Below are 13,952 nucleotides of genomic sequence, written 5' to 3'. Positions count from 1 at the left end.
GTGGAGACGATGCGCCGTACGCGCGAGGTGCTGGTGCACGCGCTGCACTACGCCGTGGTGCGGGGCGAGCTGGGCAGTCATCCGTTGCAGAAGATCCCAGGGCGGTTCCCCAAGCCGGCGGACTCGGTGTATCCGCGGGTGGTGGCCACCTCTCACCAGGCACGGGATCCGCTGGACGCCGTCTCCTACGCGGGTGGCGACCGGCGGGCCCGGGGGCGTCGGCTGGTCGGGTTCTTCGCCGGAATGCATGGAACGGGAGCACTTCTCAGGTGCGCATGAGCGGCGGGTTCTCCCCGCGCGTGAAAAGCGATGTCCGTGCTGTTGGGCGCGGTCGGCAACGTCGGCGGGGTCTTGGTTGCCGAATCGGTCGGGGGCCACGAGGTGCGCCGGGTGATTGAGCAAGCCGTTGGGTGCGTGGCGGTGCAAGTCGCTCGCGGTTCACGACCCGCCAAGGTGTTGATCCATCTGGCGCTCGCGCTCGTCTTGGGCGGGGACCGCCGCGCGGATGTGTGGCCTGCTGGGGCGCCGTGCCGTCGGTCTTCGGGCGGGCTGCGTCTGAGCCGACGGTCTCGCGCACCATCAGCGCGCTGCCGAGGGGGCCCAGTACGTCGCAGGGTGGTTTTCCGCCTTGGCCTTGAGACGGACCAGATGGCGTGCTCGCGCAGGATGCGGCGGGCCTTGCGTTCCGTGAGAACCGGTACGTAGGTCCGAATCGGCGTGGTGTCGAAGGAGGCATAGGCGGTGGAGATCGCGGCCTCGACCTCGTCGGGTGTGCGGCAGTCGCTGTACGAGGTCTTGAGGTGTTCGGTGACATGCCGCATGGAGGCGTTCTAGTCCAGTTCGATCAACGTGGCTCCCCCTGGTGGGGCCTGGTAGGGCTGTCTGTTTTCCCGGACGAGGACCGCGACAGCACCTGGAGGGAGACCCTGCCCATGGCCCAGGTCGAGTTCCTACAGGTGCTCGACGAGCACGCGCCCGCCCGCATCAGCGAACTCGCCGCGCGACGGCGCCTTGCGGCCAGCACGGTCAGCGGCCTAATCGGCCAGATGATCACTGCGGGGCCGGTCGCCCGCGGGATCGACCCGGCCGACCGCAGGGTCTCCGTCGTCACGCCCACCGCCACCGGACACGAACAGTTCGTCGCATGGACCGCCGCCCACGAACGCCGCATGGACGCCGCGCTCGCCGCTCTCGACGACGAGTCGCGTGAGGCCATCGCGGGCGCGCTGCCCGCGCTCTTCCAGCTCGCCGAACGCCCGGGCGAACCTGCCGACAGTGCGGCGACCACGGGCTGACCCGGGCTGCGGACGGCAGTGGGCTCCCGCAGTCTGCGCTGACAGCGGCGTGCCGTCGACGGGCCGCAGGTCACCCCGGCCGGCAACGCCCCGGACGTGCGGTATCCGGCTCCTTCTGCGTTGTCAGAATCAAGAAGCGGTCCAGATCCCGCCTTGCCCGTACGGTCCGGCTCCGCCCTTCCCGAGGGCAGGCCCTGCGCCGGCGACGACCGTGCTCGTACCCTTCCACCGCCGTCGTGCGGAGCAGAACGTCGCCGTCGGCGCGTCGCGTGGCTCGCCGCTTCGTCACTCGTCGATGGTCGCGACCGCATCGACGCCGGCGTCGCGCAGAGTGCGCTGTACGGCACGCCGGGCCCCGCGGACATGAAGCGTGACGGGCTCCGGGAACGTGGTGGCCGCCCGGAGCAGAGCGTAGGCGCAGGCCAGGTCCAGCCGGGTGAGAGCGCTCATCTCCAGCAGCCATTCGCGAGTCTGGCGCAGCTGCGGGTCGGCAAGCCGTTCCTCCAGCTCGCGGACCATGCGTGCCTCCAGAGCGCCGCTGAAGGTCAGGGTGGCGCGCTGTCCTTCAGCCGTCACCACCAAGGGGAGCGGGTGCGGTGCGGCCGTGGGGCTGGGTTCGGCTGTCATGGCGACCTCCTCACCGATCCGCCGCGTGCGACGCGCGTGCCTCAATTCTCCCACCGGCAGGCGGTATTGCAGGCTGGCAGACACCTCCCGTCCGCGCGGAGGGTTCGGATGTGAGGTGATCGGTTTGCTCGAGCTGGGTGTGCAGCTCGGCCAACCGCGGTTCGTCAACGGCCCTCACAGCTGCGACGGTTCATCCGGCGGATCACGTCCCGGGTCCCGGAACACCAGCGGCGCGGTGGGCGCACGCCACGGGCTGGGATGACGTCTACCCGCCCTCGGCCGCCTGGGCCCGTAGGAGCAATTCCTGGACTGCTGCACAGAAGCGCCGCGCAGCCCGAGTGCCGCAAAGGCCACTTGGCCTCATGGTCCCGGCTCAGCGCCGAGTCCCGGGCGGACGCGACCGTCCGGGACTTTATGGGACTTTATGTCGTGGCCCCGCTGCTCTTGGGGTTCCGCTGTCCTTGTACGCGCTTGGGGCAGTTCGGGTTGTGGCAGGGGCCCGGCTTCCAGAGGGGAACGAAGACTCCCATGGTCTTGTGCCGCGTGATCTCCGCGCTCACGGGATGGTGGCAGGCGGGGCATACATGTCCGGCCTGCTGTGCCGTCGCACGCTCGTCGCTGTGCATACCTCAAGTTTAAGGTACTTTGCCATAATTTAGGAGAGATATTGCAGGGATGCAGGTCAACTGTGCTGCGGCGGCGGATCGCCTGTGTCCCGCGTCTTCGGCGCCGGAGACTGCTCATCGGCCGAACCCGGCGCGACACCGTTCTCGTCCCGTGCGCCCGGGGCGGTCAGGTCCGGGGTGACCGGCCGGGGGCGCCGAATACTCAGTGCAACGGATACCGCCAGGACCGCGACGATGACCGCCAGGCTGATGGGTGACGGGATCTCCGGGATGCTGCTGCTGAACATTTTGTGGGATGCCTGGAGGATCAGCTTCACGCCGATGAAGGACAGGATCAGCGCGAGGCCCTTGCTGAGGTAGTGGAACCGGTCCAGCAGCCCGGCGAGCAGGAAGTACAGGGCACGCAGGCCGAGGATGGCGAACGCGTTGCTGGTGTAGACGATGAAGGCGTCGTCGCTGACCGCGAGGACGGCGGGCACGCTGTCCACGGCGAAGACCAGGTCCGCGGCCTCGATCGCGGCGACCACCGCGAGCAGCGGGGTGGCGACCCTTTTGCCGGCTTCCTTGACGAAGAACTTCATCCCGGCGTACTCGTCCCGAACGGGCATGACCTTGCGCAGTAGCCGCACGGCGATGCTCTTGCCCGGGTCGAAGCTGTCCTCCTCCTCTTTGAGGATCTTGTAGGTGCTGTAGAAGAGGATGGCGGCGAAGGCGAACAGGACTGCGGTGAACCGGCTGACCACGGCCACTCCGGCGGCAAGGAAGATGCCTCGGAACACGAGTGCGCCCATGACGCCGAAGAACAGGACGCGGTGCTGGTAGGCGCGCGGCACCCTGAAGTAGGCGAAGATCAGTGCGAAGACGAACAGGTTGTCCACCGACAGGCTCTTCTCCAGCAGCCATGCGGTGGTGTATTCCACCCCCGGCGTCGCGCCCAGCACGAGGAAGACGACCGCCCCGAAGACTAGGGCGAGACCGACCCACACTCCGCTCCAGGCGGCGGCTTCCTTGAACCCGATGACGTGCGCCTCCCGGTGCGCCAGCAGGTCCACGGCCAGCGACACGACCACGGTGACGGCGAAGGCCGCCCACAGCCACAACGGCACATCGAGCACGAGAGACCCCCTCATGCGGACGGGGTGAAAACCTGCCTTTTGAAAAAGTCTGACCCAGGAGTTCCGGCTTGTCGCCCGCACCCCACGCAAGAGATTCCGCGGGTAGAGGACAAGGCGTCATGGTCGGCGGGCCGGCCGTGTGTCCCAGCGTTGGCTGGTCCAGGCTTCGCGGATGAGGCGTCGGATCACGATGATCGCGGTCATCAAACGCGAGCGGTGCGTTGATGACGCCCGCTCGACGTTCCGTGCAGGACAGGGTGAAGTTGAAGCCGAGGCTGTACCAGGAGTTGGTGCGCTCGACGACCCAGCTGCGAGTGTGGTTGATCGGGATCACAGCGCCCTTGGGCTGGATCGGCCACTCGCAGCCGAGATCGGTCAGCAGTTTGCGGGTGACCGTGGAGTCGTAGCCCGCGTCAACCGTGCACCGTGATCTGCTCAGGCAACGCGAGCTCGAAACGCCCGAGCTTCTCTGGCGTCGGGCGCAGCAACGGGGAGTCGTGCCGGTTCGCGCCGGTCACGACACAGCCCAGCGGGATCCCGCGTCCGTCGGTCATCCGCGACCACTTGATCCCGAGTTTTCCTCGGTCAATCGGTGATTTCCCGGCGACCTCGCCACCGCAGGGCGATTTGGTGATCTGCCCGTCGACGGTGATGTCGGCCAGATCCAGGGCCACGACACACGGTCGTAGGCCCCCAGCACGATCTGCTCCAGCCCTGCGAAGACACCGGCCGCGATCCACTCGTTGCGTCGGGTTCTCATCGTGGTTGCCGAGCACGATTGATCGGCGTGCTTGTCGTACGAGCCGCCGAAGAGGAGTTTCGCGACGAGCTTGTCGAACACGATCCGGTCCGGGATCCGTGGGTTGTGGCAGCCCCACGGATGTGTCTCGAGATGTGGTGGCCCTGCTGCTGGCCGCGGTGGCGGGCATCCTGCTCACCGCGCCGGCGGGCAGCGCGCGGATCATGCAGTTGCGCGCGACCGCCCGAAAGTACCGCCGGGCCCACCACAGGGCTGTGAAGGCCGGGGCCAAGGACTCGTCGAAGGCCCGGCGGTGGCCCGGACTACCGGGAGCCCGCCGCAGGGCGCGACTTGTAGAAGGACTCCTCCAGGTAGGCGACCTCGTGCGGCTGGTAGGGCTCCTCCAGGTAGGCGGCCTCGTCTTCGTCGAGTTCGACGTCCACCGCGGCGAGTGCGTCGGCCAGCTGGGCCGGCTTGGTGACCCCGACGATGGGCGAGGTCACCGCCGGGTTGCGCATGACCCAGGCCAGGGCGACCTGGGCCGGGGACAGACCCCGCTTGCCCGCGATCTCGTGGACGCGCTCGGCCACTGTCTGGTCCCCGTCACGGTAGAGGATCTTGCCGCCCTCGTCGGTCTCGGCACGCGCCGTGGCGGTGTCCCGGACCCGCGTCAGCCTGCCCCGCGCCAGCGGGCTCCACGGGATCACGCCGATGCCCTGGTCGGTGCAGAGCGGGAGCATCTCCCGCTCTGCTTCTCGGTGGATGAGGTTGTAGTGGTCCTGCATCGACACGAACCGGGTCCAGCCGTTCAGATCGGCCAGGTACAGGGCCTTGGCGAACTGCCAGGCGTACATGGAAGAGGCTCCGATGTAGCGGACCTTCCCGGACTTGACCGCGTCGTGCAGCGCCTCGAGGGTTTCCTCGATCGGGGTGTCGTAGTCCCAGCGGTGGATCTGGTACAGGTCGATGTAGTCGGTCCCCAGTCGCTTCAGGGAGGCGTCGAGCTCGGTGAAGATCGCCTTGCGGGACAGCCCGGCGCCGTTCGGGCCGGGGCGCATCCGCATCCAGACCTTGGTGGAGAGAACGACCTCCTCGCGCCGGGTGAAGTCCTTGACCGCCTGGCCGACGATCTCCTCGCTGCTTCCGGCGCTGTACCCATTGGCCGTGTCGAGGAAGTTGACGCCGCCCTCGAGGGCCTGCTTGATGATGTCCCGGCTGGCGTCCGCGTCCAGCGACCAGGGCTCACCGCCCCGGTCCGGCTCGCCGAAGCTCATGCAGCCGAGGGCGATGGCGGAGACTTCCAGTCCGGTCGAGCCGAGTTTGATGTATCGCATGCGCCGAAACTAGGAGTTGGAGTGCGCCCCAACGCAAACTCGAAGGCGTGGGGCATGCTCCGCTGGTCCGGGCGGCGGTATAGCAGCGCTCGCGACCGCGCCCCTACCCGCGGAATCCCTAAGTGACCTCAGTTCAGCGGAGTTGTGGTGGGAGGGTACGCACACGGGTGCACGTCGTACGCCACGGCCGCCGCTGTTCCGGCTTGTTCTGCAACCTGGGGCGGGGAGCCGGTGATCGCGGCGTGGAAGGCCGCACATCCCTCGGTCAGCGGCCACCAGGGCCGGTACGAAATGGGGGAGTGGGGGAGATCGTCAACGCGCTCGTCCGCCAGGGCCGCACCGGCTGCCAGTGGGACCTGCTTCCGCACGACCTGCCACCGCGCGGCGCGGTGACGTACCACTTCACCAAGTGGCGCGCGACGGCACTGACCAGACCATCCACGACCTGCTGCGCCGGCAGGTGCGGGAGAAGGCGCGGCGGAAGGCGGACTCGAGCCTGGTGGTGCTCGACACCCAGAGCGTGCACGCGGCGGCCGGGGCGTCCGCACACTCGACGGGGCGTGATGCGGCAAAAGAGTGCCGGGCCGCAAGCGCGGCTTGGCCGTTGACGTGTTGGCCCTGGTGATCGCGGTGGTGGTGCTCGCCGCGTCCGTGCACGACAACGCCGCCGGCATCGCGCTGCTGGACAAGGTCGCAGCCGACACCGTGCAGAAGGCCCTGGCCGGCCAGGGCTTCAAGAACGCCGTCGTTGCGCACGGGGGCAAGTCGGCATCGAGGTGGAGATCGGCGAGCGTAACCCGGCGCAGACCGGGTTCGTGCCGATCCCCAAGCGGTGGATCGTGGAGCGTGCCTACGGGACCTTGATGCTGCACCGCCGACTGGTCCGCGACTACGAGCACCTGCCGCGCAGTTCGGAGTCGAGGGTGTACTGGGCGATGACCGCGGTGATACTGCGCCGGCCGACCGGGGCCACCGCTGCGGGCTGGCGCAGCACATGACCGCCGGGGAGCTGACCCTCGGGCGGTGCTGGCCCGGCTGGAAGAGCGGGAACGCGAGATCGCTGCGCAGGCCGAGACGACGAGGGAGCAGATCGCGCAGCTGACCGGACGGCTGGACGAACTAGGCGAAGCCGCCGAGGAGGTGCGGATCACCCGCAAGACGCTGCTGGATCTGCCCGATCCGCAGCCGCCCGCAGCACCGGTCCCGAAGCTGCCGGACCATCCGGCCTACCAGCAGATCGTGGCGGTGTTCGCCGCGTCCGACGGGCCGCTGCGGGCGCGGCAGATGTGCGAGGCGATGGACCTGGAGATCGCGTCCAACAACATCAACAACACCCGCCTCGAACTCAAGCAGCTGACCGAGCGCGGAATCCGGGTCGAGAGCGAGCAAAGCGTGTTCGCCCAGGCGCGGCTGTAGCCGCCTGGCGGCGCCGCGGCCAGACCGCTTGCCCCTCCCGAAGGAGCGAAACAGACATCAACTCACGCACCACACCCTGGCAGTGGGCATGCCAGCCATTCCTCAGCCCCTCGATCGAGCTGTTCGTCTTGTGCCCTCGTTCGCCCTGAGTGCGGCATGAGCGGGCGCTTGCTGATCGCTTTTGCTGGCGGCTAGGAGGAGAACAGCTTCCAGTGCCCCTCGGAGACGACGTCGATGGTGCCGTCGGTCACCGTGATGGCGGTCTCGTCGTCGATCGCGTACGCCGGACCCGGGATCTCGGCCGCCCATCTCTCGGCGTCGGCCATGGTGTTCTCCGGCAGGAGCTCGTGATCCAGGTGCGGGAAGATCGAGAAGTCGACGATGCCCAGCGTGCTGTCGCCACCGGTGGGTGGCTTCCACTCGACGAAGTTCTCCCCGATACGGGGGGTCATCACCATGCTCCCGGCGCTCAGCCCCACCCAGACGGTCTCGCGCAGCGACGGCAGGAGATCCGCCAGCCCGGACTGCCGCATCCAGTGGCACAGGTACAGGGCGTCGCCGCCGTTCACCAACAGGACGTCTGTCTCTCGGACCCAGGGGACCCAGCGTTCTTCGTCGATGCTGGGCAGCGCGGTGAGCTCCAGCACTCCCAAGGACTTCCAACCCAGCTCACACATGGGTGTGGAGGACTGACCGGTGATGAAACGCCATGCCCCAGCAGGACTGCCCTGAGGGTGCCCGTACCCCGCGGTGGGGATGCAGAGGGCGTTGGAGTCGGCGATCGGTTTGCCCAGTAGGTCGACCAGCGCGTCGTGGATGCTCGTGTTCTTGATGCCGGCGGAAGTAAGAAGAAGCCTCACACTGCCTCCCGGTGTCATTGGCGGGGCCAGACTACCTGCGACGGCCGCTCTTGCAGGGCTTGCGCTCGCTCACGGTGTTCAGCCCAGTACGCCCGAGCCCGCCGACCGGAGACCGTCCGTGCACGTCCAGTTCGCCCAGAGTGGTAGGGCGGACGTCGTCCTGGCCGGCCTGGACGGTTAGAGGTTCTCGCAGGTCGGCGCGGTGTCGCCCGACGACGCGTTCGACGGCCTCGGCGAGGCTGTGCAGCAGGTGCCAGGCATCGGCGACTTGCCTGGCTTGTGGTGCACCGGCGTGGGCGCCGTCAGGGAAGGAGCCGGCACGGTCTCGGCAGACAACCCTCACCACGGGCAGTGCGCGAAGGAGGCGGAGCAGGGTGTCCTTGCCGATAGTGACGGCCAGGCGTCGGTACGAACTGGTGCCGGCACGTCCGCCCAGAAACAGGGCGATGTCTGTGAGCTGGGAGGTGAGGGCATTCGTGCGGCGTGCGTGTCGACGCGTCTGGTCCGGAATCTGCTCGGCGAACGTCCGGCGCCCACAACTGTCGTTGCCGCACACGAGACGGCGTGCCCGCAGATCGAGTCGCACCTGTCGGTCGGCAACGGGACGGTCCGCCAGAGACCGCTGGTAGTAGTAGTGCACACGCGAGGATCTCCATCCACACCCCGGACAGGAGGCCGACTCCACCGTGGACCGCACGGCAAGACGGACCTCAGCGTCCCCAACTACAACCTCTTCTACCTCGACTCCGACCCTCTAAAAAAGGAGGTCAGCGAGGCGAACCACATCCCCCACGCCAAGGTGATGCCCACCCGTCCTTGATCGTCACCTACCCCCAAATCAGCGACAGAGCCCAAGGAGTGGACCAGAACCAGAGAAGGGAGAACGTTTGTGGACGAGTTGCAGGAGCGGTCGCTTGTTTGCTGGTGTCCGGGATGTTGAAGAGAGTTGGAAACGCTTGCCTGGTGTGTCGACGCCAGTCGAGGGTCCACGGAGGCTGCCATGCCTGTGATCGCTACGTGGGGGTCGTCTCTGGGCGCCGGACGGCCGTCGGCACGGTGGCGGTGCCGTTCAGGCAGTGGTCGAGGAGTGCGTGCATGCGCGGAACGGGCAGTGCCGGGTTGGACGCAGCGCCCTCGGCGGTACGGGGGTCGGCGAGGAGGGGCTCCAGGGCTTCCGGTGACAGGCTCGGGTTGGCGGCCGCTGCCTGCCGCACTGACGCGTCGGGGTCCTTCACCGGGGGGTCGGGCAAGGCGGGATCGGCTGCGGCCAGGGCCCGTACCTCGGGATCCGGGTAGTCGATGAGGTGAGCCCGGCCGGTACGGGGGAACGCGGGCAGGTCCAGCAGGTGCGGACGGTGGGCCGGACGGGTGACGAAGACATCCAGGAGGAGGTGCGGCGGAGCCAGCGGGTGGTGGCAGGCCAGCCGGATCCTCACCTCCTCGTCGTCGTCCTGCGCGAGCGTCTCGGCGAGTTCCGCCGACAGTCCCGGCCAACTTGCCGCAACCCGGCGGAGCACCGCTTCCTCGGACACCGCGCAGGAGGCGAACCAGTCGGGTGACGGCCCGACGGCCGGGTCGATATTCGACTCGGTGAACGGCTCGCCGATCGGACAGGTGCAGTCAGGACCGTGCCCGATGACCTGGTCGATCGCCCTGTACTCCGCCCAGGTACGGGGGAAGGGGTGGACGCGCGCGCACGTCCGCACGTACTCGACCGGGTCCAACCTCAACTCCGCCACCAGGTCCGGTCCCACGTCGGGCCGGGCGGCGATCGACGCGCGGACCTCCGCGTCGGGGTGGCGCGCGAGCCGGGCGAGGGCGTAGGCCGGGATGTGTGGGTTCCGGGCCATGGGGAGCACCGTGCCGTCCGCGAAACACTGCTCGACGAGCGCGGGGGACAGAGCACACGTGCCGAACACGAATCCGTTGCGCGAGCCGAAGGACGGCAGTCTGGCCTCCACCCGTTCCGGGTCCAGCGCCCAGTTCCTGTCCTGCGCCGTTTCACGGACCCCGGGGTCCGGATCGTCGAGCAGCGCCGCCCGCTGCGTCGGCGTGAGGGACTCCCACCTCCACGTGGCGACTCTCCGGAGTTCGGGGTGCTCGTGGCCGACGATGGAGCGGAAGAAGGACAGCGGTATCTGCCGGGACGAATCGAGCTGCCCGATGATCTCCTTCGCGGTGACCTTGCCGTCCTGGCCCCCGTCCTCGGCCATCAGGAGGGCCACGAGGATGTCGTCCGGCAGCGGTCGGACCCGTCGAGGGTAGTGACGGGGGCCGGAGGCGAGCCACCAGCGGACGATCCCCGACGGGTACGACGCCAAGGGGGCGAGCCGCGCCGGGGCGACGTACCGGTTGCGGGCGAGCGCGCGGCGGATGACTCCGGTCGGATGGCGCAGGGCAGCGTCGATGACGGCGTCGGGCAGGTCACGGCCCTCGCACATCAGCAGGCCGGCGTCACCGGCCGCTGGATCCAGCAGGCGTACCAGCACGTCGGAGGGCGCTGCCGGATTGAAGACGATGCCGCGCAGCCAACGTTCGTGCAGAGAATCGGACACTGCGTCATCCTGTCACCTCGCCTCCTGAACCGGGCGGCCGCCCGCTACGACCGCGGCGGCGCTTACTGGCGGCTCCGTCCGCAGGGCTTCGGACCACGTGGCGACGGTCTTGCTCATGATGCGCACGCTGACCTGTACGTGGCACACCGCCAGGCTCCGTTCACGCGGGCCCGCCTGCACGGGGCGACGTTCACGTGGGCCCACCTGCCCAGAGCGACGTACACGGATGCAAGCCTGTCCGGGGCGACGTTCACGGATGCCGGACTGTCCGGGGCTGATCTATCCAGTGCCCGTGGCTTGACGCCAGGGCAGGCCACTTCAGCCAGGTCAGACGAACACACCAAGATGCCTGGCAGGTTTTACGTCTTGGTCGGGGCACCTGAAGCTTCGTGACACGCGGTGTGTGGGGATGGTTGTTCGCGTGTCCTGTGGAGACGTCCCCGTACAGGGCGGGGCAGCGGCGGCTATCCGGGGTTGTTGAAGAGTGTGACGTCGGTTGGGGAGAGGTCGGGTCTGGCGCGGTGCCAGCGGGCGGGGTGGCGCCAGCGGCCGGAGGCGTCGCGGGCGACGTCGACGCCGACTCCCACCATCAGTTCGGGCCGGGCCAGGGCGACGTCCAGCGTCTCCCGGCTGCCCCACCCGGCTGAGAACGACCAGCCCGTCCACGGGTGACCGGCCCCTGCCGGAGTGAGCAGACCGGCGACCGTGCGGCCGTCAGTCTGGGGGAGTGTGGTGGTGCGGCCGGTGTACTGGAAGTGGCTGGCGGCGTCGTATCTGACGAGCAGCAGCGTGGGCGCGGCCGCGACGGGGCCGGTGACCGCCCCGACGATGGCTTTGGTCGTCTCGCGAACCTCGTACTTCAGCCACCCTCTCGCTGAGGGCCGATATGGGCTGTCGAGTCGTTTGAGGACGACGCCTTCCAGGCCGGCTGCGGTCCACGAGGTCAGCCACTCGCGCACGGTGTCCGGGTCGGTGGTCGACGGGCACAGGGCCCACGCCGCCGTCAGCTGATGCTCGCGGAACAGTTCCTCGAGTGCGGCGCGGCGGCACCGGTAGGGCCACGTCATGGTGGTGATGCCCGCCAGGCGTAGGACGTCGAAGGCGGAAGCGCGCGAGTTCGCGGTCTCCTGAACGACGGAGGGCTTGAACCCGCCCGCGGGTCTCCTACTTTGCCGCTCTGGCGGTCGGCGAGTTGAGGTAGGCGCCGCGACCCTCGGGCACAGGTACTTACCAGCGGAACTCTTCTACGGGGACGAACCGCTTCGTCGTCCAGTTGTCGACCCAAATGTCCGTGGCGTTGACGGGGGCTTCGATGGCGAAGGGTCTGCCATTGTCGTCGATGGTGAAGGTGTCCTTACCGAACGAGTCCTCCCAGTCCGCCTTGATGGTCCATTCGCAGGTCTTCTGGGAGTACGCCTGGACACGGAAGCCGGACGGTTCGCCGTCGGCGCTGAGGGAGTCGAAGCGGCGCGCCTGGTAGGGGCCGGAGCCCTCTTCGTCTTCGAGCTCGGCGACGGGGTGGGGGTCGTCGAGATCGAATGTCAACTGTGCTGGGGCTCCGCCCCCTTGGGATGTGAAGCTGATGACCGTCACGGCCTTGGAGGTACGGCAGGTGGCTTCATCGACGTTCACCCGGAACTGGTTGATGACGACCGGCTTCGTGCGGATCCCCCGGAGCTAGAACGTCAGCACGACCTCGGGTCTCTCGAGAATCGGGCGGGCGCCGATCGACCGCGCCCAGCGGGCCAGACGGTCCTTGCTGCGCGGGTCATTGAGGTTGATCCCCCTCAGTACGCGGGCCTCGGCCGCGGTAAGCCGCCGGTCTAGGGCCCAGGACTGGTATGCGCCCCCCTTGCTGTGGCCGCTCCAGTCGTAGACGGGATCGGTCTGAGCTGGCCCACATCGACTCCGCCCTCCACGCCGGCATGACCGCCGCGAAGCTCCAGGACGTCCTGGTCGCCATCGCCCCCATCGTGGGCCCGCCCCGTCATGACGCATGACGGCGGCGGGCAACATCGCTAAAGCTCGGCATCACTATCGCCGATGCCGATGCCGATGCCTTGGGGAAGGGCCGCCGTCGGGCGTAACCCCGGCCCCGTCACCCCGAACCCGGTCAAGAAGTCACCCCGAGCAGGTTCAACACGGTTGCCTCAACTCGGCTGGCAGACCAGTCGAGTTGAGGCAGTTGCCCGACGATGCGTCAACGGGCGATCAAGTCGGCGACCTCCTCACGGATGGTCGGCATGGCGGTGAACAGCGTGCCTGGGCAGGTGGTGTCCGCCCAATGGTGGTGCCCGCCGATGGCCGGCGCGGGCCGGCTGACCCCGCTGACGGGATTGCGGTAGACCACCTTGCCCAAGGGGGCGATCGAGTGCCGCGCGGCGAGGTCGGCCAGGAGCTGGACCAGCGCGTTGCGCGCGGCGGGGGACGCGGGCGTGTCGATCAGCGTGCCCAGCAGAACTATGCCGATGTTTCCGGTGTTGTACCCCAGGATGTGCGCCCCGGTGACGAGCCGTCCCGCGGCATCATGTGCGACCGTACCGTCAGTTCCGGACCAACGCCCCTCGTACACCCGGCCGTTCTCGTCGATCAGGTAGTTGTAGCCGATGTCGCCGTAACCGTCGACCTGCACATCGGTGCGGTAGAGCGAGCGGATCCACGCGGCCGGATCCGGATTGTAGATGTTGTCGCCGGTGTGGTGAACACTGATCGTCTGGACGGGGTAGTACTGCGGCGGCCAGATTTCGGTGCCGTCAGCGGCGAAACGTAGTCTCTCGTCCGCGCCCCACTGCGCACGGGTCAGCAGCGGGTAGGCCGCGGACGTGGTGGCAGCCGCCGCGGCGCGCGGACGGGGCACCGCGCTGAGCGCGGCGGCGGCCCCGAGGGCTCCGAGGAGCACACGTCGGGAAACCGGCGGGGCCGTCCGTACCGTGCTCCGGGAGCCGTGGAAGTCCGAGGGGGTCATGGTGTGGTCTTCCTGTCGGGAGGATCCGCGGGATGTGGCTGTCACGAGAGGGCGCAGGCGGGCTTGGGGGTGTAGAGGGCGGACCATGTGCTGGGGCCCACGACGCCGTCCGCACCGCCCGTGGTGGCGTTGCAGGTCTGCACCCAGTGCACGCCCTCCAGCGTTTTCGGGCCGTAACCTCCGTCCTCCTCAAGCCAGTTGGAGTACTTGCTGTAGTAGTTGATGAGGCACTGCACCTGGCGGACCGCGTCCCCCGTGGCCCCGGGGCTGACCGTGGGGCGAGCGGAGTCGTCGATGTGGTTGCAGTAGGTCTCGGCCGCCGCGGCGCTCGCCGTGGGGGCGCCGGTCAGCAGCCCTCCGGCGGCCAGTACGGCGGCGCCAAAGGCGAGGGCCGAGCGGGGGGTGCGGGTGCGCACGATG

The 13,952-nt window shown here is 68.6% G+C and carries 16 protein-coding genes and 2 pseudogenes; 5 read left to right on the top strand and 13 right to left on the bottom strand.

Translation table 11 applies throughout. The features are described 5' to 3' along the window. The first annotated feature begins 9 nt into the window (after nt 1-9). A complete protein-coding gene (locus tag ACIBEI_RS05320) occupies nt 10-279 on the top strand; it encodes a hypothetical protein (RefSeq protein WP_398886354.1) in 270 nt (89 codons plus the stop codon). Here ACIBEI_RS05320 and ACIBEI_RS05315 read toward each other — a convergent pair. Beyond that, nucleotides 186-821, bottom strand: a complete 636-nt coding sequence (locus tag ACIBEI_RS05315; RefSeq protein WP_398885297.1) for a three-helix bundle dimerization domain-containing protein — start codon at nt 819-821, stop codon at nt 186-188. The two genes, ACIBEI_RS05320 and ACIBEI_RS05315, sit on opposite strands and share 94 nt — an antisense overlap. Before the next feature lie 111 nt (nt 822-932). On the opposite strand from ACIBEI_RS05315, the gene ACIBEI_RS05310 reads away from it, so the two are divergent. Continuing rightward, a complete protein-coding gene (locus ACIBEI_RS05310; RefSeq protein ID WP_398885296.1) occupies nt 933-1,295 on the top strand; it encodes a MarR family winged helix-turn-helix transcriptional regulator in 363 nt (120 codons plus the stop codon). A gap of 285 nt (nt 1,296-1,580) precedes the next feature. On the opposite strand, the gene ACIBEI_RS05305 is transcribed toward ACIBEI_RS05310, so the two are convergent. The 5 genes and pseudogenes from ACIBEI_RS05305 to ACIBEI_RS05285 all read right to left on the bottom strand — a co-directional run bounded on the left by ACIBEI_RS05305 (nt 1,581) and on the right by ACIBEI_RS05285 (nt 5,736). Then, complete coding sequence (locus tag ACIBEI_RS05305) at nt 1,581-1,922, bottom strand: STAS domain-containing protein (protein WP_398885294.1); 342 nt, start codon at nt 1,920-1,922, stop codon at nt 1,581-1,583. 422 nt (nt 1,923-2,344) lie between these two features. Beyond that, nucleotides 2,345-2,548, bottom strand: a complete 204-nt coding sequence (locus ACIBEI_RS05300) for a hypothetical protein (protein WP_398885292.1) — start codon at nt 2,546-2,548, stop codon at nt 2,345-2,347. Nucleotides 2,549-2,604: 56 nt separating this feature from the next. Further along, nucleotides 2,605-3,663, bottom strand: a complete 1,059-nt coding sequence (locus ACIBEI_RS05295) for a TerC family protein (protein ID WP_398886291.1) — start codon at nt 3,661-3,663, stop codon at nt 2,605-2,607. Nucleotides 3,664-3,780: 117 nt separating this feature from the next. Beyond that, nucleotides 3,781-4,564 (bottom strand): annotated as a pseudogene (locus ACIBEI_RS05290) (transposase); the annotation flags it as partial. Nucleotides 4,565-4,725: 161 nt separating this feature from the next. Beyond that, entirely contained in the window at nt 4,726-5,736 is a 1,011-nt protein-coding gene (locus ACIBEI_RS05285; protein WP_398885290.1) for an aldo/keto reductase, read from the bottom strand. 225 nt (nt 5,737-5,961) lie between these two features. On the opposite strand from ACIBEI_RS05285, the pseudogene ACIBEI_RS05280 reads away from it, so the two are divergent. Both ACIBEI_RS05280 and ACIBEI_RS05275 read left to right on the top strand, forming a co-directional pair. Beyond that, a pseudogene (locus ACIBEI_RS05280) lies at nt 5,962-6,734 on the top strand (IS5 family transposase); the annotation flags it as partial. A gap of 25 nt (nt 6,735-6,759) precedes the next feature. Beyond that, on the top strand, nt 6,760-7,152 hold the full coding sequence (locus tag ACIBEI_RS05275) for a hypothetical protein (protein WP_398885288.1): 393 nt from the start codon (nt 6,760-6,762) through the stop codon (nt 7,150-7,152). 191 nt (nt 7,153-7,343) lie between these two features. Here ACIBEI_RS05275 and ACIBEI_RS05270 read toward each other — a convergent pair whose 3' ends face one another. The 3 genes from ACIBEI_RS05270 to ACIBEI_RS05260 all read right to left on the bottom strand — a co-directional run bounded on the left by ACIBEI_RS05270 (nt 7,344) and on the right by ACIBEI_RS05260 (nt 10,567). Beyond that, nucleotides 7,344-8,012 carry a Type 1 glutamine amidotransferase-like domain-containing protein gene (locus tag ACIBEI_RS05270; RefSeq protein ID WP_398885286.1) on the bottom strand — a complete coding sequence of 223 codons (669 nt, stop codon included), beginning with the start codon at nt 8,010-8,012 and terminating at the stop codon, nt 7,344-7,346. A 31-nt stretch (nt 8,013-8,043) separates the two neighbouring features. Then, nucleotides 8,044-8,697: a transposase family protein gene (locus ACIBEI_RS05265; protein ID WP_398886289.1), complete on the bottom strand. Its 654-nt coding sequence runs from the start codon at nt 8,695-8,697 to the stop codon at nt 8,044-8,046. 328 nt (nt 8,698-9,025) lie between these two features. Further along, the gene (locus tag ACIBEI_RS05260) at nt 9,026-10,567 is read right to left on the bottom strand and encodes a hypothetical protein (protein ID WP_398885284.1); all 1,542 of its coding nucleotides are present in this window, start codon (nt 10,565-10,567) and stop codon (nt 9,026-9,028) included. Nucleotides 10,568-10,705: 138 nt separating this feature from the next. On the opposite strand from ACIBEI_RS05260, the gene ACIBEI_RS05255 reads away from it, so the two are divergent. After that, nucleotides 10,706-10,960 (top strand): pentapeptide repeat-containing protein, encoded by a 255-nt coding sequence (locus ACIBEI_RS05255; protein WP_398886287.1) that lies wholly within the window; start codon nt 10,706-10,708, stop codon nt 10,958-10,960. 71 nt (nt 10,961-11,031) lie between these two features. On the opposite strand, the gene ACIBEI_RS05250 is transcribed toward ACIBEI_RS05255, so the two are convergent. The 4 genes from ACIBEI_RS05250 to ACIBEI_RS05235 form a co-directional block, all read right to left on the bottom strand. Further along, nucleotides 11,032-11,790: an ATP-dependent DNA ligase gene (locus tag ACIBEI_RS05250; RefSeq protein ID WP_398886285.1), complete on the bottom strand. Its 759-nt coding sequence runs from the start codon at nt 11,788-11,790 to the stop codon at nt 11,032-11,034. Nucleotides 11,791-11,794: 4 nt separating this feature from the next. Beyond that, nucleotides 11,795-12,112, bottom strand: a complete 318-nt coding sequence (locus ACIBEI_RS05245; RefSeq protein WP_398885282.1) for a hypothetical protein — start codon at nt 12,110-12,112, stop codon at nt 11,795-11,797. Between the two features lie 655 nt (nt 12,113-12,767). Then, nucleotides 12,768-13,532, bottom strand: coding sequence for a peptidoglycan recognition family protein (locus tag ACIBEI_RS05240; protein ID WP_398885280.1), 765 nt, complete (start codon nt 13,530-13,532; stop codon nt 12,768-12,770). A gap of 41 nt (nt 13,533-13,573) precedes the next feature. Then, nucleotides 13,574-13,948: a peptidoglycan-binding protein gene (locus ACIBEI_RS05235; protein ID WP_398885278.1), complete on the bottom strand. Its 375-nt coding sequence runs from the start codon at nt 13,946-13,948 to the stop codon at nt 13,574-13,576. Nucleotides 13,949-13,952: the final 4 nt, after the last annotated feature.

The organism is Streptomyces sp. NPDC050988, from assembly GCF_044456225.1.
Lineage (GTDB): Bacteria > Actinomycetota > Actinomycetes > Streptomycetales > Streptomycetaceae > Streptomyces.
The sequence above is the reverse complement of the archived record's forward strand: the minus strand, read 5'-3'. Positions and strand labels throughout refer to the sequence as shown.